12 protein-coding genes are annotated in these 19,199 nt (G+C 55.9%); 11 read left to right on the forward strand and 1 reads right to left on the reverse strand.

The features are described from left to right. Window positions 1-37 precede the first annotated feature (37 nt). Entirely contained in the window at window positions 38-1,627 is a 1,590-nt protein-coding gene (locus DQG13_RS18920; protein WP_113021354.1) for an extracellular solute-binding protein, read from the forward strand. A 173-nt stretch (window positions 1,628-1,800) separates the two neighbouring features. Further along, window positions 1,801-4,113 carry an AraC family transcriptional regulator gene (locus DQG13_RS18925; protein ID WP_113021355.1) on the forward strand — a complete coding sequence of 771 codons (2,313 nt, stop codon included), beginning with the start codon at window positions 1,801-1,803 and terminating at the stop codon, window positions 4,111-4,113. A 112-nt stretch (window positions 4,114-4,225) separates the two neighbouring features. Here DQG13_RS18925 and spoVB read toward each other — a convergent pair whose 3' ends face one another. Further along, complete coding sequence (gene spoVB, locus DQG13_RS18930; protein WP_113021356.1) at window positions 4,226-5,776, reverse strand: stage V sporulation protein B; 1,551 nt, start codon at window positions 5,774-5,776, stop codon at window positions 4,226-4,228. A 300-nt stretch (window positions 5,777-6,076) separates the two neighbouring features. On the opposite strand from spoVB, the gene DQG13_RS18940 reads away from it, so the two are divergent. The 9 genes from DQG13_RS18940 to DQG13_RS30560 all read left to right on the forward strand — a co-directional run bounded on the left by DQG13_RS18940 (window position 6,077) and on the right by DQG13_RS30560 (window position 19,008). Beyond that, the gene (locus DQG13_RS18940) at window positions 6,077-7,909 is read left to right on the forward strand and encodes a sensor histidine kinase (RefSeq protein ID WP_181592841.1); all 1,833 of its coding nucleotides are present in this window, start codon (window positions 6,077-6,079) and stop codon (window positions 7,907-7,909) included. Next, complete coding sequence (locus DQG13_RS18945; protein ID WP_113021359.1) at window positions 7,906-9,462, forward strand: response regulator; 1,557 nt, start codon at window positions 7,906-7,908, stop codon at window positions 9,460-9,462. Before DQG13_RS18940 ends, DQG13_RS18945 begins: the two co-directional genes overlap by 4 nt. Window positions 9,463-9,800: 338 nt before the next feature. Continuing rightward, window positions 9,801-10,757, forward strand: coding sequence for an ABC transporter permease (locus tag DQG13_RS18950; RefSeq protein WP_113021360.1), 957 nt, complete (start codon window positions 9,801-9,803; stop codon window positions 10,755-10,757). A gap of 11 nt (window positions 10,758-10,768) precedes the next feature. Further along, complete coding sequence (locus tag DQG13_RS18955; RefSeq protein WP_113021361.1) at window positions 10,769-11,650, forward strand: carbohydrate ABC transporter permease; 882 nt, start codon at window positions 10,769-10,771, stop codon at window positions 11,648-11,650. Window positions 11,651-11,690: 40 nt separating this feature from the next. Next, window positions 11,691-13,367 (forward strand): extracellular solute-binding protein, encoded by a 1,677-nt coding sequence (locus DQG13_RS18960; protein WP_113021362.1) that lies wholly within the window; start codon window positions 11,691-11,693, stop codon window positions 13,365-13,367. Window positions 13,368-13,483: 116 nt separating this feature from the next. After that, window positions 13,484-15,682, forward strand: coding sequence for a glycoside hydrolase family 88/105 protein (locus tag DQG13_RS18965; RefSeq protein WP_113021363.1), 2,199 nt, complete (start codon window positions 13,484-13,486; stop codon window positions 15,680-15,682). After that, complete coding sequence (locus DQG13_RS18970; RefSeq protein WP_113021364.1) at window positions 15,675-18,227, forward strand: hypothetical protein; 2,553 nt, start codon at window positions 15,675-15,677, stop codon at window positions 18,225-18,227. The genes DQG13_RS18965 and DQG13_RS18970 overlap by 8 nt, the downstream gene beginning before the upstream one ends. 42 nt (window positions 18,228-18,269) lie before the next feature. Continuing rightward, window positions 18,270-18,806 (forward strand): hypothetical protein, encoded by a 537-nt coding sequence (locus DQG13_RS18975; protein WP_113021365.1) that lies wholly within the window; start codon window positions 18,270-18,272, stop codon window positions 18,804-18,806. Beyond that, complete coding sequence (locus DQG13_RS30560) at window positions 18,736-19,008, forward strand: hypothetical protein (protein WP_146767171.1); 273 nt, start codon at window positions 18,736-18,738, stop codon at window positions 19,006-19,008. Before DQG13_RS18975 ends, DQG13_RS30560 begins: the two co-directional genes overlap by 71 nt. The last annotated feature ends 191 nt before the right edge of the window (window positions 19,009-19,199 follow it).

Raw genomic sequence — 19,199 nt, forward strand, 5'->3', positions numbered from 1 at the left:
AACAAAGAAAGCAATTATTCAAGGAGGTCATCGGTTTATGCAACAGAACAAAACACAATGGAAAAAATGGTTTGCTGCAGCGTCGGCGGCATCGGTTGCCGCAACGGCATTGGCAGGCTGCGGAAGCATCCCGTCGGACTCGGCGGCCCAATCCCCCCAGGCATCGGCGTCTGTATCGGCGGCGCCTGCCAAACCTCTGGAGCTGAGCATTATGCTTCCGGTTTTCAACACCAGCTATCCCAAGGACGGCAGCCCGGTGCTGGCGGAAATCGAGAAGAGAACCAACACCAAGATTCATATTGACTGGGTTCCCAACTCTTCTTACACGGACAAATTCAACATTACTCTGGCCTCCAGCAAGCTGCCCGCCATCATGTATGTGCCCGACACCAAAAGCTCCAGCTTTGTCAATGCGGCCAAGTCCGGCGCCTTCTGGGATGTGGCCCCGTATTTGAAGGATTACAAGAACTTGAGCCAAGCCAATAAGACTGTGCTTGAGAACTATGCCATCGACGGCAAAACCTACGGGATTTACCGGATGCGCGCTTTGGGCCGCAACGGCATCAACTTCCGTCAGGACTGGCTGGAGAATGTGGGAATGACTGCGCCGAAGACCATCGATGATTTTTACAATATGCTGAAGGCCTTCAAGGAGAAGGACCCGGACAAAAACGGCAAGGACGACACCTACGGCATGGTGCTGGTGAAATGGACGGGGACATGGGCCAGCGGCTTTGACACCATCAAGCTTTGGTTCGGCGCTCCCAACAAATGGGGCGTTGCCAACGGAGCTTTGGTGCCGGAGCATGAAACGGCGGAATATTTTGAAGCGCTGAAGTTTATGCGGAAGCTGTTCGAGGAAAAGCTGATCAACCAGGACTTCGCCGTATATGACAGCGCCAAGTGGATTGATCCGGTGGTCAACGGCAAGGCGGGGGTCATTGTGGACGTAACGGATACGGCAGGGCGGATTGAGCAGAAAATCCATGAAGCGCTGAAGGCTGCCAATAAGGATGTGCCGGAAAAGCAATTTGTGGACAATTTGATCGGGGTGGAGGGCAAAAATGGCCTCAAGGCGCTTTCCACTACAGGCTATGCCGGTATCCTGGCCATTCCGAAATCCACAGTTAAAACTGAGGATGAGCTGAAGCAGGTGCTGCAATTTATCGATCAGACCAACGAAGCCGATATTCAGACCCTGCTGTACTCCGGGATTGAAGGCAGACACTATACCAAGGACAGCGACGGCTTCATCATTCCCAGTACGGATACGGTTCTGAATGAATCGGAAGTATCCGGCTTGGGTCAAATGCTGACGTACATTCCGGAGGCCCGGACGCTGAAAAGCAAGAAAACCCAAACGCCGCTTTCCATCAAAACGGAAAAGCTGCAAAAGGAAGCCGAGAAGTATATCGTTCCGAATCCTGCCGAATCCTTTATTTCCAAGGTTTATTCCCAAAAGGGACCGCAGTTGGACAACATCATCAATGACGCCCGGATCAAGTTCATTGTTGGGCAATCTGCAGAGGCGGACTGGAAAGCCGCTGTTGAGCTGTGGCGGAAAAGCGGCGGCGAAGAGTATGTGAAGGAAATGAATGAGCTGTACGCCGCTTCGCCGAAAAAGTAAGAGAGCAGGGGGGAAACCGTGTCGCGGACACGGTTTTTTCCGTTGCGTAAAGAATGTCCTAGTCCATCGGCAAAGTGCTATCCGGCAGGCAGGAGCCTCAAGAAAGTGCAATTGAACAAAATAGGCCGATAAGGTATCCTAAGAAAAAACAAGCCAACGGCTGGTGAACAAAAATGGGAAAGCTTTTTTCCAAGGAAACGACATATTACCGGCAAAGCCTGCTGCTGATTCTGATCATTGCCACTCTGCCGGGGCTGCTGCTGAGCGGATTGATGTACTGGGGGGCGGGGGGCGAGATTGAAGAGGAGCTGCATCAGCTCCATCAACAGAAAATTCACGAGCGGGCCCAAACCATTGACGATACCCTCTCCCATCTGGAAATGTCTCTGGGGCATTGGGCGTTTGAACCGCAGTTTGACTATTTGCTGAACAACAAGGATTTCTGGAAGAACTACACCCAGGCGTGGGATATCACCAAAACCCTGCTGGTCATCCAAAGCACAAGCGAGCTTATCGAGCGGGTCGAGCTTTATTTGGCGGGAACGTCAAACGAAGGGGGCATCCGGTTTAACCCGGAGCACAATATGGTGGAGCAGCCCGAGCTGAACGGGCAGTACATGGCGCTTTTGCGCCAGGAGCGGACGATTTTCTGGACCTATCCCGATTCGGGCTATGCCAACAACCGGGATTTGGCGCTGATTCAGAAGGTGCCCGGCAACAGCAGCGAGCCCATCGGCTTCCTGATGGTCCGCATCAACATGGATAAGCTGGCGCAATTGGTGGAGACCCTGACCCCGTACAACGGAGCGAAAACACTGCTTGTCCGGGAGGACGGCGGCATTATTATCGGCACAGGCGTGACGGAGAAGGATGAGCTGTTTGTTGCGGATATGATCCGGGATATTCAGGCCGGGAGCGCGGAGGATGGGCTGTATTTTAGCAATTGGAAGGGCAGCAAATATTCGGTAACCTATGACCGTTTCTCTGAGCTCATCAATCATTGGGGGTATATCTCGGCAGCGCCCATCCGTTCCATCACCACGCCGCTGCTTTCCATCTCCAAGCTGATCATTATCGTGAGCCTGATTGGTCTTCTGCTGGCGGTGTTTTTGGCCTGGTTTGCGTCCCGGCGCATCTACTCTCCCATCGGGAAGCTGGTGCGGATGCTGGGCGGGGAAAAAAGCGGGGCGCCGGACAAGGCCATCGATGAATTTTCCCTGATTAACCAGCGCTGGCAGGCCTTGAACCGGGAAAATCATTCCCTGCAAACCAAGCTGAAGCATGAGCTGCCCCACTTGAAGGAAAGCTTCCTGCAGCAGCTGATTCAGGGGTATCTGTACCGGTATTCCGCCGAGGAGCTGATCAGCCGCTTCAGCCAGTACGGCGGCAATGTGGAGCAGGGAATTTTCACCGTTGTGTATCTCCAGCTGATCGGGTTCGACCGGCTTATGGACCGGTTCAACAAGGGGGATGAGGGGCTTGTCACCTTTGCCGCCTGCAATATTATTGAGGAGATCACCGGCGGGAGTCTGGACCAGGCTTACGTCATCAATTTCCATGATTTATCCATTGCCGTTCTGATTGTGGAGCGGCCTGCCCACCAGCGGGACCGGATTTATGGCGTGTGCCGCGAGGTCACCCAAACCATCAACCGGATTCTGCGGATGCGGGCCACTGTGGTCATTTCCCCTGCGACGGATAATATTACCCAAGTCGCCTCCGTCTTCGAACAGGCCAAGTCCGCCACCCGGTACCGCAGCTTTGAAAACGAGAACCAGATTCTGGATATGGAGCAGCCGGGGCTGTTTTTTGAGACGGGCAGCTTCAATTATCCCTTCGCCGTTGAGCGGGAGCTGATCCAGGCGTTAAGGGCGGGCGAGCAGGAGGAGGCGATCAGGCAGCTCACCCTTTTTGTGGAGGCCATGTCTGCCGAGGGGATGAAGGAGATTGATGTGCAGCAGGGTTTGATGCGGCTTCTGGCAGGCATTCTGAACGCCGTGTCCCAGGTGGGCGTAAATCCGGCCAGTCTGTCCCAGGGGGGCAATATGTTTGAGGCGTTGTCCCAAATCCGCGACCCGCAGTCCATTCACCAATGGTTCCGGGAGAATATTGTGGAGACGTATATGCGGGAGCTGGAGAAGCGCTCCAACGACCAGGTGAAGCGGATGATCGAGCAGGCCAAGCAGTATCTTCATGAATATTATGCCAAGGACATTTCCTTGGAAAGCTGCGCGGATCATGTGGGAGCCACCTCCCATTTGCTCAGCAAGGCCTTCAAGTACGAGGTGGGGATCAACTTTACGGAGTACCTGACGGAGCTGCGGATGGACAAGGCCAAAACGCTGCTGAAGGAATCGGATATCATGATTAACGAAATCGCCTTTTTGGTGGGCTACCAGCCCAGCTATTTCATCCGCCTCTTCAAGAAGCTGGAGGGCATCACGCCCGGCCGGTTCCGGGAGATGGTCCGGGGTCAGGGAAGTTAGGGAGTAATTTGTAAAAAAAAGAGCCGTTCCATGGCAGAGCTGATCTGCTGCGGAGCGGCTCTTTGGATTTTGCGGATGTAGAGCAGACGGACTGTCCGGGGATGGACCGAAATTACCTGACCCAGCGAGAAATGAAGGGAAAGAGCTTGGGGCCCCGCATGCGAAGCAGCGACAGGGTGGTGAAGTAAATCGCCAGGGAGAATCCGATGGACCCCAACACACTCCATACCAGCGGAATGTCCATAGCGGCGGAATAGCCCAACGCCCATTGGCCGCAAAAGGCCATCGCCAGCATGGACAAACAAACTCGCGCATAAGGCCGGATATCCCAATAGAATCCAATGGTGCTGGAGATGGAGAGAAAGTTGAGCAGGGTCAAAACCACAATCCCGATCCCCATCCCGAAGGCAATGCCCACAATGCCGAATTGGCTTCCCAGGACAAAAATGGCCACAGCCTTCATGCCGGTGGAAATCAGATGATTCCCCAGGGTGGTGCCTGCCCGGCCAAGCCCAAGCAGAATGGCATTCAGCGGCGCGTCAAAATAATGAAGGAAAAACATCGGAGCCAGAATTCGGAGCAGGATGCCGGCCTCCGGCGCATGGTAAATTAGCGTGGTGAGGGGTGTAGCCCAGATAAACAGAATGACGGTTGCCGGCGCTCCGATCATCAGGCCCAGCCGCAGCGCCTGGTCCATCCGCTCATGCATCAGCAGGCTGTTCTTGTTGGCGGCGGCTTCGCTGATAGCCGGAATCAGGGCAGTGGACAGGGACTGGGTAATAAAGCTGGGCATGAAGAGCAAGGGGAACGCAAAACCGGCCAGCATGCCGAATTGCTTGGTCGCCATCGCCGTTCCGATACCGGTTAAGGCCAGGCTGGTGGTAATGAGCAGCGGCTGGAAGGCGCCGTACAAGGAATGGACCACACCGTTGCCGGTAATGGGCAAGCCGATCCGGAGCAGCTCGGCAAGGGTGGATTTGCTTTTTTTCAGGCTGCTTCCCCAGGAGACGCCGGGCATCCGCGCTTCCCCCCGCAGCTTGTAGCTGACGGCGAGAAACAGCAGGCTGGTGGCCTCGCTGATCACGGCGGCGGCGGTTGCCCCAGCGGCGGCATAGGCGATGCCATAGGGCAGCAGCAGATGCACCAAAGCCAGCACACAGGCAATCTGCACGGTAAATTCCAGCACATCGGAGGCGGCAATGGTCTGCATCCGCTGTTTGCCGCGGAAATATCCCTTCAACACGGCGGAAATGGCGATTATCGGAGCGATGGGGGTAATGGCCAGCATGGCATAATAAGCCCTCTGGTCCGTCAGCAGGATGGAGGCGATCCATTCCGATCCGAACAGGCAAACGGTGGTCAGTGTGATGCTCAAGGTGCTGGTGATGGCCAGGGAAACGTGGAGGATTCGCTTTATCTTCGCCTTATCGCCTCTTGCGTCAGCCTCCGCCACCAGCTTGGAGATGGCCACAGGCAGACCAAGCTCCGTAATGGTGATGACCAGAGGCACCAGCGGCTGGGCCATCATAAGCAGGCCGATCCCCTCCGCCCCCAGAACCCGGGCAATGTACATTCCGCTGATAAAACCGAGAATCCGGTTGACAAATGCGGCAATGGACAATACAAAGGTGCCTTTCATGAAGGATTGCTTCTGTTGCGGCATTGGCATCATGTCCTCCCGATGAATCAAATACTTCCATTGTATTCGGCGCTTTCAATAAACATGCAGCCAAGCATGTCAAACAGGCAGCCGGCGCCGTTTCTGCCGGTTCGGGGAACGGGGGGCTTGATTGCGCGGGAAATATGGATGTGGCGTTTGAGCTTGAATCATCCGCTTTTTTTCTCGAAAAATCAAGGATTTTAGGCTATGTCCGGCAGTAGGCGTTGATGCTTTGGCCGTACCGGTGGTAGTATGAAGATGCTTGCCGATGAAATAATCCACTATGGGCAGGAGGGAAACAGCATGGCCGGGATGCCCACCCGAAGCTTTTCGCGCAGACTGGTGATGCGCTTGTCTCTGGTCATCATGACCGCATTCCTCCTGTCCGGATATATCTCGTATATAATTCATGTCCGGCTTTTTACAGACGAGGTCAGCAAGCAATTCTTCAAAGCCAACGAGCAGGCGGCCTCCCGCCTGGACCTTCAGATCCGGGATATATACCGGATATCCAATTCGGTTGTGTTTCATCCGTATGTCCAGGAGGTGCTGAAGCGGTCTGCGGCCATGGAGGACAGGGAAGCCATTACGCAAATCTATGACCAGAAGGAGCTGGACAAGCAGCTGCTTCAAGTAAAATTGGATGAGAACAAGCTGTACACCATGTATCTTTTTGACGCCAAGGACAACGGCTTCTACTTCACAACCTCCAATACCGCGCCCAGAACCCTGGACCGGAGCATCTATGGGGAGGTGAAATGGAAATTGGCCAATTCCATGGGCAATGTGGTCTGGTTTCCCACGGTCGTCCGGGAGGCCGGGGGAGAGTATGGGGAACGGGGCGTGTATGTGGCGGCCCGGTACATGAAGGATCTGAATCAGAGGCAATACGGCATCATGGTTATGCTGTTTGAGGAGTCCCTGTTCTCCGAGGATCTCAATGGGCTTGTAGGAGATGAGAAGGCCAATGTGTTTCTCTATGACAAGCAGGAAAAGCTGGTTTACTCCGATCTGAAGGCTGCCGGTGAGGCCCCTGATCCGGCAGCTCTTCCGTCCGGCTCAGTGGTAGAGGACAGAGACTCCGGGTACCTGTACCTCAAAAGCCGCTCCGGCCAAATGGACTTTACGCTGATCAGCCGGGTTTCCCTGAATGAGCTGGAGCGACGCAGCCCCATCATCTACCAAACCTCCATTGTAGTGGGTTTGATCGGTGTTGCTGTGGCCAGCATTCTGGTGAATCTGACCGGCAACCGCTTGCTGGCCCCGCTTCGCCAACTGGTGTCGGGGATGCGCCGGATGAGGGAAGGGGATTTCGATACGCGGCTGACAGTCCGCACGGATGATGAGCTGGGATTCATCAGCGGCAGCTTCAACGATATGGCCCAGAACATCAAAACCCTGATCAGCGAGGTGTACGAGCGGCAATTGAATGCCCGGGAGGCGGAGCTGACGGCCCTGCAGGCCCAACTGAATCCCCATTTTCTTTATAACACCCTTGATACCATATATTGGAATATATATCTGAAGAATGATAAGCAAACCGCCAAGCTGGTGGTATCCCTGTCCAACATGCTCCGCTATGCTCTGGAGCCGGTGGACACCTATACGACCCTGAATGAGGAAATGACCCAAACCCGCAATTATCTGGCCATCCAGAGCTCCCGCTTCGGAGAGGACCTGGAGATTATGATTCAGGTGGACGAGGAGATTGCAGCGGCTCCTGTTCCCCGGCTGATTCTCCAGCCACTGGTGGAGAATGCCTTCGTACATGGCTTCGCCAACAAAGCGGAGAGCAAGGTGCTGATCATTCGGGCTTTTCGGCTGCCGCGGGAGAAGACGGAGGCCATGCGGATCGAGATTATCGACAATGGGAAAGGCATGGCCGAGGAGGAGGTTCGGGAGCTGCTTGCCCATGCGGAGGAGCCGGCGGCAGCCAGGCTCAGCCCTGTCCAAGGGGATGACTCCGCCAAGCGCAAGGTGCCCATCGGGCTAAGGAATGTGACGCGCCGGATTCATTTGCTGTACGGGCATGAATATGGCGTGGATATTGAATCCAAGCCGAATGCCGGAACCGCTATCCGGCTGACTCTTCCTCTGCATGAGGGAAGAAGCGGCGGGAAGGAGACGGGAAGATGAAAGCTACAGTGCTGATTGTTGACGATGAGCCTGTCATCCGCAAGGGCTTGTCCACGCTGGTGGAAAGCAATGATCTTGGGTGGGTTGTCATTGGCGAAGCCGCCAACGGACAGGAGGCTATTCGCCAACTGGGCCTGCTTCAGCCCCAACTGGTGCTGACGGATATTCGGATGCCCCTGATGGACGGCTTGGAGGTAGCCCGCTATGTATCGGAGCATATGCCACAGACTGCCATTGTGATTCTGACGGGGTACCGGGATTTTGAATATGCCCAGGCGGCTATCCGGTACGGGGTCCGGGAGTTTCTGCTCAAGCCCTGCGAGGAGGAGGAGATTTGCCGTGTTCTCCGGCAGGCGCACAGCCAGTTCCGGCAGTTGGCCGAACAGAGAGAAAAGGAAGCGCGGCTGCTGCAAATTCAGGAGGAGCAGCTCTTAAGGGCCATGGTGCTGCGCCTTCCCCATGACAAGGCGGAGGCCCGGATCATTGAGCGCCGCCTGGCCGGTTATGAGTTCTGGCTTATGGTCATGGACAGCTATATGCCGCAGGAGCGGAATTACCGTGCCCAGGACCTGCCGCTGCTGCAGTTTGCCGTGGGGAATATTGTCCAAGAGCTGCTGAACAGCCGGATGAAGGGACACCGCTGGTTTCCGCTGGAGTATAACGAGTTTGCGTTTTTTCTGGAGCGCCATCCTGATAACCAGCCGTCCATGAGCGAGATCGCCCGGGTGGTGAAGGATATTCTGGGGCTGGACAGCCACGTGCATATGCTGGGCAGGCTGGATGCCTGCGGGGATGCCGAAGAGCTGTACCAGTCGCATGACAGGGAGAGCCGGGATGCTTCAGCCAAGCTGCGGCCGGGCCATCCGGAGCGCCGGTTTGATGAGGAGAGGGCGGAGGCCATCCGCAATGAAATTGTCTCCCTGCTGCACCTGGGCAGACAGGATGAGCTGCAGTCTTATCTGGCGAAATTGGCGGATGCGGTCCGCAGGGGGAGCGACGCCGTCGAGGAGCACAAGGTAAACGCCTTGTGCGCCGCCGTGGCCCTTCATGAGGTAATGGTCAAGGAGCTGGAATGGGCCGGGAATCCGGCGGCCGGGGAAATGGGAATCCGGATCAGCCAGCTTGGCGGCATTCAACAGCATGACGAGATCGACAGCTGGCTGGCGGTTCAACTGGAGCAATTCGGGACGGCTTTCCGCACCTGGCTGGACGGCCGCAACGGCAGCTCGGTGGATCAGGCCCTCCGTTTTATTGAGGAGAACTACATGCGGGACTGCACACTCTCTGCTGCAGCCGTGCATGTCCATCTGACAGCCAACTATTTGGGCAACTTGTTCAAGAAAGCGAAGGGGGAGAGCTTCAATGCATATGTGACCCGCTGCCGGCTGCAGAAGGCCAAGCTTCTTCTGGCCAATACGGATATGAAAATTATCGAGGTGGCAGAGGCGGTTGGCTACGGGGATTCCAACTATTTTACCACCGCCTTCAGGCAAAGTACGGGATTGTCTCCCACTGAGTACAGGAAATTGCACGCTATCAACGCCATCAAATAAGGAACAGCCACCATTCGCCGGGACCTCCGTCCCAGGCGTTTTTTTTGCTAGGCCGTGTTTGTAAACCCGCTTGAGGGCATCTTTCACCGCCTTTTCGTCCCTTACTTCGTCACTTCCGCTTGACGTACCCCCGGTACGCCTTCACGAAAGTTCCTTGCCATGAACGAAAATTCGGCCAAATCTGCTCCACTCGGAGTTTGCAAACACGCCCTAACAGTCCCATGTTCAACTGTCGCTGTTTTTCGAGATTTCGTTTTGATTATTGAAGGCGTTATGCTCCCGGTCCGTCTTATAATTACAGCAGAAGCACACCTTCATATGACAAAGGAGTTGACAACATGGAAACCACACCGGCTGCGGCTATACAGCAGAGGTCCAGGAGTGCAGCGCCACGCCGATATTCCAGGCGCATCCTTCGCGCCAATATTCCGCTTATGCTGCTGTTCCTGCCCGGCTTGCTGTATTTCTTTATCTTCAAATATTTGCCCATGGGCGGCCTGATGATCGCCTTTAAGAATTACAATTTTCACGACGGGGTTTTCGGCAGTCCGTGGGTCGGTTTGAAGAACTTCGAAACCATCTTTAACCAGCCTCACACCCTGGACGTCATCCGCAATACCGTTGTATTAAGCGTACTGGAGGTATTCGTCGGGTTTCCTTTTCCCATTCTTCTGGCTATTCTGCTTAACGAGGTCAGAAGAACCGGATTCAAGCGGATCATCCAGACCATTGTGTACCTGCCCCATTTCTTTTCCTGGGTCATTATCGGAGGGTTCGTGGTCACGCTGTTCTCCATAGATTCGGGGACCATCAATCACTGGATTGAAAGATGGTTCGGTGAGGCGTACCCCTTTCTGTATAAGCCTGTTTCCTGGATTTCCATCTATATCGGATCGGGCATATGGAAGGAAATGGGGTTCAGCTCCATAATCTATCTGGCGGCCTTAACCTCCATTGATCCCAGCCTTTACGAGTCCGCCAGCCTGGACGGGGCCAACAAATTCCAGCAAATCCGCCATATTACCATACCGGGCATCAGCTCCACCATCGTCCTTCTGTTCATTCTGTCCATGGGGCGGATTATGGAGGTGGGCTTCGACCATGTTTATGTGCTCCAGACTCCCATGGTATCCAATGTAGCCGATGTCATCAGCACCTATATTTACAATATCGGACTGAAGGGGGCCCAGTTCAGCCTGACGGCAGCCATGGGCATGTTTGAATCGCTTGTCGGTCTGATCCTGGTTCTGTGCACCAATGCTATTGCCCGCAAATTCGGACAGGGATTGTGGTAGGGGGGAAACGAATGAAAGCGACAAACGGAGAGAAAATCTTCTATGCAGCCAACTATGCGGTATTGACTCTGTTGGGTCTGACCTGCCTGTTTCCTTTGCTGAATACCATTGCCTTGTCTCTAAGTGATATTCACGAGATTCAATCCGGCCGGGTGACCTTCTATCCGATAGGCTGGAATATAGATGCCTTCCGTTCTCTTATCGAGGGCACCCGGATCATAGAGGCTTTCCGCAACAGTGTGATCATTACTGTGGTCGGTGTAACCCTCAGCATGGCGGCGACCATCATCACCTCCTATCCGGTATCCAGACGGATTTTTATCGGAAGAAAATTTTTTACATTGCTTATTGTATTCACCATGCTGTTCTCCGGCGGCCTGATTCCCACCTACCTGGTGGTGAAGTCCCTTGGCCTCGTCAATTCCTATTATGCCCTGTGGATTCCGGGCCTCATCAGCGCCTATAACCTGCTGGTCATGCGGACCTTCTTCGAGAACATTCCCGATGACATCGACGACGCCGCCAGAATGGACGGATGCTCGGAATTGGGATACCTCATCCGCATCGTGCTGCCCCTGTCTCTTCCGGTCATTGCCACCCTGACACTGTTCTACGGAGTGGGCAATTGGAACATGTTCCTGAACATCCTGATTTATATTAATGAAACCAACAAGTACAATCTGACTGTATTGGTGCAAAATATGATTCGGAGCCAAAGCCTGCTGCAGGAGCTGGTAAACAGCGGCGCAACCGGGGATACCCAGGTGGAGGTGGTGCCCGAATCCATCAAGGCGGCAGGGGTGCTGGTGGTTGTGCTGCCCATGCTGGCCGTTTATCCGTTCATCCAGAAATTCTTCGTAAAGGGTGTCATGCTGGGCTCTGTTAAGGGCTAAGGCTGATAATAAAACCATAAAGCGAGAGAGGGGCTATCGTATGAACAAAAGAATGTGGACCATGGGGCTATTATCCCTGGCTTTGGCCGGGGGCGCCGTCATTGCCGGATGCTCGGACAAGAAGGAGGATGCGGCGGCCGCATCCGGCTCGGCAAGCCCGAATACGCCGGAGGTGCGCAGGGATATCTCGGTTATGCTCTATGACCGGGGCCGGGTGCCTGCCGACCAAGGAACGATTGAGAGTAACCGGTGGACGAAGTGGATTAATGAGCAGGGGCCGGCTAATGTGAAGTTTGTGGCCATCCCCCGCTATGAATCCGCCGATAAGCTGAATGTGCTGTATGCGTCGGGCAGCGCTCCGGATTTGATTATGGAGTTCAGCCAGAAAATCCGCGACCCGCTGTACCAGCAGAAGCAACTGCTTCCTCTGGATGATCTGATCGCCCAGCACAGTGTGGAGTACAAAAAGTTTATGGAGGACAATCCCATCCTGAAAAAGGCGGGCACCATGGCCGACGGTAAAATGTATTACTTCGGCAAGCTGAATTATGTGACGCCCAACCGCGGCTTCCTGATCCGCACCGATTGGCTGAAGAAGCTGGGACTGGAGATGCCCAAAACCACAGAGGATTTGTACAAGGTCGTGAAGGCGTTTGCGGAGCAGGACCCTGACGGCAACGGAAAAAAGGATACCTACGGAATCTCTCTGGCGGGGGATACCGGCTTCGCCCTGCGGCAGACCTTCGGCGTCACCACCAGATGGGAAGTAAAAAATAATGAGGCTGTCATCTTCTGGGACCGCTTCGTCCACTTCAATACCTTCGCCCAAAAGGTGTACCAGGACGGCAGCATTGACCGGGATTTCCCCACGGACGGCAACGGGGCCAGGACCAAGCAGGATTTCATCAGCGGCAAGCTGGGGATTTACGGGTTCCTGCTGAATCCGGTGCAGGTCCAACTGCAGCTGATTGATCCTCTGAAGAAAAATCTGCCTGCTGCGGAGGTGGCTTTCCTGGCCTATCCGGAAAGTCCTGCAGGCGCCTTCCTGCCGACCCTGACCAATCCGGTTCAGATGCCCGGGGCCGTGAGCGCCACGGCCAAACACCCGGAGGCGGTCATGAAGTATGTGGACTTCCTGATCAAGGACAGCACTTACCAGACGCTGAAATACGGGGAGGAAGGAACCCACTACAAGATGGTGAACGGCTGTCCGGAGGTGACGGATGCGACCAAGCTGCAGAAGGAGGTTACTTATCTGGCGGACGACATGCTGATGATTGGCGGCACCTCCGAGTTCAGCAAGTGCAATATGCCGCTGGTGCAATACCAAAGCGATTCCCGCAAGCAGGAATACCAGGACATCTTCGACTCGTATATGAGCACCTACATGAGCTTTGACCGCAAATACCCGGAGATCACCCTCTCCGAGCTGATGCCTACCCTGCCGCTGGAGCTGTCCACCATTGAGAGCAATGCCGGCAAGGCCATCGATGATATTTGGCTGAAGGCGGTGGTGGATGGAGGCAAATATACCATTGACCAGGCGCTGAAGGATGCCCAGAACGAATGGAGCAAGGCCGGAGGCAAGCAGGTGGAGGATTGGTACAGGAGCTGGTACCAAACAGATAAGGACAAGGCTATCCTGTTCAAGGATGTGCAGGAGATTGCCAAAACCACTTATGCGGATTACAAGAAAATTCGCGCGGAGCTGAAGTAAGGTTCGTCCGGCGTGATTGGGCGGGGAAACGGGAGGAACGGAAAACAATCCGCGCCTCCTTTCTTCCGTGCCTGCCGGATGAAGAGACAGATGGACATGAGAGGAGGAGCGGAAGGATGGGTTTCCTTTTTTCTTCACACAGAAGTGCAGAGGCAAGGCTTGGCGAAGGAGATATCGGCAGCATTCTCCAACTGATCGGCAGCCGGTATATTGGAGAGAACCCGCCGCTGCCTTATGTGTACCGGACATGCAGCTTGACAGGCATCTGCCAATTGCCGGACGGCAGATACGATCTGCGCTTGACGGAGCGCCTGCCGGAGGCGTCCGGCGGCCAATATGCTTATGCAGCCGGAAAGGTTTGGAGCGACGGGGAGCGGAAGCTGGAGCTTTCCGTGAGCTGCTGCGGACCTACACTGCTGTGGGTCAACGGGAAGCCGCTTTATCAATCGGGGATAGCGGAGGAGGTGAGTCCTTCGGTTGTCCGGTATGTGCAGATGGAGCTCCACAACGGTTGGAACATGCTGTTCCTCCGTTTCCGCAAGACTCCCTCCGGCTTCGGCTGCCTTCTGGGGTCCGCCCGCAGCAAATGGGCCCCGCTGGATGTGCTGTCCCCATTCGGGGAGCGGGAGGGCCAGGCGGGATGGGTGTATTCGCAAGCCACAGATATCCGTTTCGGCCATGAGGGAGCTTTCCCGGATATGGAGGGGCTGGAGGCGGCGAACCCCCTGGTTTGGCATCCCCGGCAGCGGACTCCGTATGCCGACTCCGGCCGGTATATCCTAAGCTGGAGCCTGCTTCGCCAGCCGGAGGAGAAAATCCGCCCGGTCCGGATCAGCGGAAGCGCAGCGGGAGAGTGGATGCTGTATGTGAACGGCAGTCTCGCAGGCAAGGGGAACGGACCTGAGCTTCAGGTCCATATCCGTCTGCCTTATGGGAACCATTCGGTAGTTGTAATCGGCGAAGGGGCAGCGGACGCAATCGGCTTGCAGGCTGTTGGGGCGGTTGATGAGACTCCCCTGTCCTGGCGATGCCCCCATCCGGTTCAGGGCTATGGCGGAGTCTGGCTGACAGCAGGCGGCTTCGACAAACCGCCTGTGGATGCGGCCGCGGGGGGACCTTCTATCCGGAGACTCTATTCCGATGGTACCGTGAGGCGCTGCTGGCGCGCCGGAGCTGCGGACGCCGCGATTCGTCCTTATGCGGAAAGCCGGCTGTTCGGCAAATGGAATTATCCCGTAGGCGTTACGCTGTACGGGCTTCTGCAGGCCGGACGGTTAACGGGAAGAGCGGATTTTGTGTCGTATGTCCGAAAGCATCTGCAGGAATGCGCCGCCGCTTATGAATACGGGCTGTGGTGTGCGGAGCAGTTCGGCTATCCGTCCGTTAATCAGCAGCTGGTGGAGCTGAATATGCTGGACGACTGCGGCTCCTGCGGCTCTGTCTTGCTGGAGGCGGTAGAAGACGCCCCGGAGAGGGAGTGGCTTCTTGTGGCGGATGCTATTGCAGCGTATATGATGAACTGTCAGGAACGCAAGGAGAACGGCGTCTTCTACCGGCGGCAAACGGGCTATTTTATGGAGAACACGCTATGGGCGGACGACCTGTATATGAGCGTGCCCTTCCTGATCCGCTACGCCAGGCTGCGGGAGCGCTCCGATTGCATGGATGAGGCGGCCAGACAATTTCTGCTGTTCCGCAGCTATCTGTTCATGCCCCGGGTCAAGCTGATGAGCCATGTCTATGACTTTAGGTTCAACGCCCCTACTCAAATTGCGTGGGGGCGGGGAAACGGCTGGGTGCTGTTTTCCCTGGCGGAGCTCTTGACGGTGCTGCCTGCCGCCCATGCTTCCTATGATTCCCTTATGTCCTTCTTCCTGGAGCTGAGTGAAGGGGTATTGGCGGTGCAAGGGGAAAGCGGCAGCTGGCATCAGGTGCTCACCGATGCCTCCTCCTATGAAGAGACCTCCTGCACGGCCATGTTCGTGTATGCCTTTGCCCGGGGACTCCGTCTTGGGTGGTTCCCCAGGCCTGAGCCCTTCTTAGATGCGGCGGCAAGGGGATGGCGCGCCCTGGCTCGGGACGCCGTGGACGATATGGGCAATGTATACGGGGTCTCTGTCGGATCGCGATACTCCTTCAGTCCCGATTATTACAAGGAGGAGCTGCCCTGGGGGCTGAACGATACCCACGGCATCGGCATTGTGCTGCTGGCCGGTGTGGAAACGCAGCGGCTGCACCAGGCAAGAGCGGAGCGGGGAGCCCGGACTGCAAGCCAAGAGGGAGATGCGCAGAGAGGAGCGGAGGAGGATGGCTGAAGTGAAGATAGCTGCCGGACTGCCGATCCGGGAATGGCTGTATGCCGGTCCCTTCGAGAAGGATGTGTCGGAGCTGTATCAGACCAATTATGATGTTCCGGCGGAGCCCTACTTGCCCTTGGCGGCAGAGGCGCTGGATGCTGTCCGGGATTGCCTTCCGGAGGAGGGAGACAGCCTGAAGCTTATGGGCCAAACCGGCAGGTGGACCCGGAAGCGCCTTGATCCCTCGGAAAGCAAGCTTACTTGGGCTAGATACGGAACATTTGCCCGCTTTCTCGTCACAGCGGCCTTCACCCGGATTGCTGTCCGCAAAAGCGGGGCGCATGTGTTTTCATGCTGGTTGTCCGGCGGCGGGGTCGTGCTGATGAATGGCCGGGAGGTTTTCCGCCGGGAGGCTGCGGGACGAGTGGAGGGCTCCTTCCGGTTCCGGGCGGAGCTCCGGGAGGGAATCAATCACTGCATGGTTCTGCTGTTCAACGCCCATTTGCATTGCACCAATTCGTTCATGCTGATCCTGGAGGATGCGGAATGCGCTGTCCGGCTGCCGCTTGTAGCGGAGGGAGCGGTCCGGGAGAGGATTGAGGAGGATATCTCCAAGTTCTATCTGATGCATCATGTGCTGGAGAGCGGTGATTATGTGACGGTGGCACTGGATGAGCAGCTGTTACAGGCGGAAACGTGGCTGTTGTCCATCACCCCCAGCAGCAAGGGAGTTCTGCTCAAGGATAAGCCCGTGTGGTCGAAGCTGTTCAGCCATGTTGCCGGACCTGCGCAGCTGAAGCTGTGTCTGTGCAGCGAATTGGACGGCGGCCCCGGCGAGTATTCCCTCCGCGTTGACTATATTCACGCAGACGGACGGCTGGTGGAGGGCGTCCGATACACCTTTTATTATGCGGCTTTTGTCCGGATGTCCGCCGCAGGAGGCTATGAGGAGCGCAGAAATGAGCTGCTTCAGGCCTATGCGGCCTCCCGGACCATGGATCGGGACGGGAGGAACGGGGCTTACCACGCCCTTGTCCGGTTGCTGGCGGATTCTTCGGCAGGGGTTGACGAAGATGCGGTGAGGGATGCCATTCAGTATATCAATGCCAGATATGACTGCGCCGATTTCGCCTTGCATGGCCTGCTTCGGCTGTACTGGCGCTTCCGCAATACCGGGAGGCTTCCGGTCCAACTGGCGGAGGAGATCAAGGAGTGCATTCTGGGCTTTAAATACTGGGAGGATGAACCGGGAAGGTCCATGATGTTCACCCGCTCGGAGAATCACGAAATTCTGTTCTTCAGCGCCGAGTATCTGGCAGGTCTGTTGTTTCCTTGCGAAATCTTCACTAACAGCAATCTGAACGGTCTGTTCCATATCCAGAAGGGCAAGGCAATGGCGGAGCGGTGGATTAAGGAAAAGGGCATGTACGGCTTTATGGAATGGCATTCCAATACGTACTACGAGGAGGATCTGCTGGCCCTTCTCAACATCGTTGACATGGGCGAGGCAAACAGCTTCCTGCGGATTCATGCCCAAAGCCTCGTAGACTTGATTGCCTATCTCATTGCAACACACAGCTACAAGGGGGTCATGGGAACCACTCATGGCCGCTGCTATGAGGAAAGTGTCCTTCATCCGGAGTTGGAGGCCATGAGCCACATCAACCGCCTGTTGGTGGGAGCTCCCCGGCTCATCCGGGAGAATCGGCTGTCCATGGGCGCTGTCCTGCTGATGGACAGCAGCTATCGGCCCGATCCTGTTCTGGAGCAGATCGCCCTCTCCACGGACGAATGGGAGACGAGGACCCGAATGGGACTGTTTCCCCATGAGGGTATGGGCGGCGTGAACTGCTCCACCTTCCGGACGAAGGACTATATGGTGTCCGGTCTGGTGGAATCCCATCAGGGCCGGTTCGGCCATCAGGTACAAGCGGGCCAGGTGCTGCTGGACGGCAATCTTCCGGTATTCGTCACCTGCTTCGACAACAAATCGGAAACCACCCGTCCTTCCTATTGGGGCGGCCAATACCGGATGCCGAAAACGGTGGCGGTCCGCAATGTGCTGGCTTATATTTACCGGGTGGATGAAGCGGCAGGCTGCACCCACTGCTATTTTCCGGCGGACGGGATGGATGAGGTCTCAGCCGCAGGCAAGTGGCTGTTTGGACGCAAGCATGAGGCCTATATTGCCGTGTACTCCCTGAAGCCTTGGAGCAGGACCATGACCGGGAGGTACAAGAACAAGGAGCTGCTATGTCTGAGCAAATCGAATATCTGGCTTCTTGAAGCCGGAAGCCGAAGGGAATACGGGAGCTTCCAAGCCTTTGTCCAGGCGGTTTCACAGGCCTGTCTGGAGGAATTGGCAGAGAATATTCTCTATGTATCGCCGTCCGTGGGGCGGATGGAGCTGGGATGGGACAGGGTTTGCACCGTGGACGGAAATCCTGCGCTTGACGGGGATTTCCCATTGATTCACAACCACAGCGCCTACGGGGAATATGGCAGCGGGCGTATTATCCTTCAACTGGAGAACCGGAGGAAGATTCTGAATTTTATTTTTTGAGCACTTCCATGCATGTGATTGCCGCCCGGGAGGAGGAAAGATATGAAGCGGAGGCACAGAAGATTTTGGGGACTGTTCTTGGTTCCCGTTGCTGCCGGGATGATCGGGTGGGCATATGCGGCGGCGGGAACCGGCGGCATGGCTGCAGTGGCGGAGGTGAACGGCAGCCCGGTATCCGCCGGGGAATTCAGGGGCGCTCTGGAGCAGGAGCGGGCCGGCGTTATTGATTATTACCACCGTACCTACGGCGCGGAATATGGGGCCGGCTTCTGGGAGGCAGGTTACGGCGGGGAGAAGCCGGAAGAGACGCTGAAGCGGCGGGCGCTCCGGGAAGTGGTGCAGGTCAGGACAGAATTGGAGCTGGCTTGGCGGCATGGGCTGATCCCGGATGCTTCGGGAGAATTCCTCCGGGAGGAGATGGAGAAGGAGAACAAGCGGCGGGAGGCGGCTATCCGGGCGAATCAGCCTGTGTACGGGCCTGTTCGCTTGGATGAAGCGGCCTTTCGGAATGATTATATGGCCAAGCTGGAGCGGCCAGGAGAAGCAATCCGGCTGGCAGCTGTCGGACTTCACAGTTGAATACTGGGATGGAGCGGAATGGCAAACGGCTGCGGCTGTGGTGAATAATTGGAAGGACGGCTGCGCGGGCCAGTACAATGATTTGACATTCCCGGCTGTTGCCACTGACCGGATCAGGCTGTATATAACCAAAGGCAACAGCAAGACGGATAACCGGGCAAGGGTGTTCGAGCTGGAGATTTGGGCCAGCCCGGCGCCGTAGGGCGCAGCCTTAACAAACCATTTTTTTATACAAGCAATTGGTGCTGGAGCCTGGGAAGACAAGGGATGCTCGAATTCCGGTTCTGCTTCTTCCTCTATTGAAGATAAGTCTGAATTCCTGAACTATATGATGAATGAGGCTGCCCGAAAAATCAAATGGGAGAAACGCTAATGAATCTAGGTATCGCTATT

This window comes from Paenibacillus sp. YN15 (assembly GCF_003285005.1).
Classification (GTDB): domain Bacteria; phylum Bacillota; class Bacilli; order Paenibacillales; family NBRC-103111; genus Paenibacillus_AR.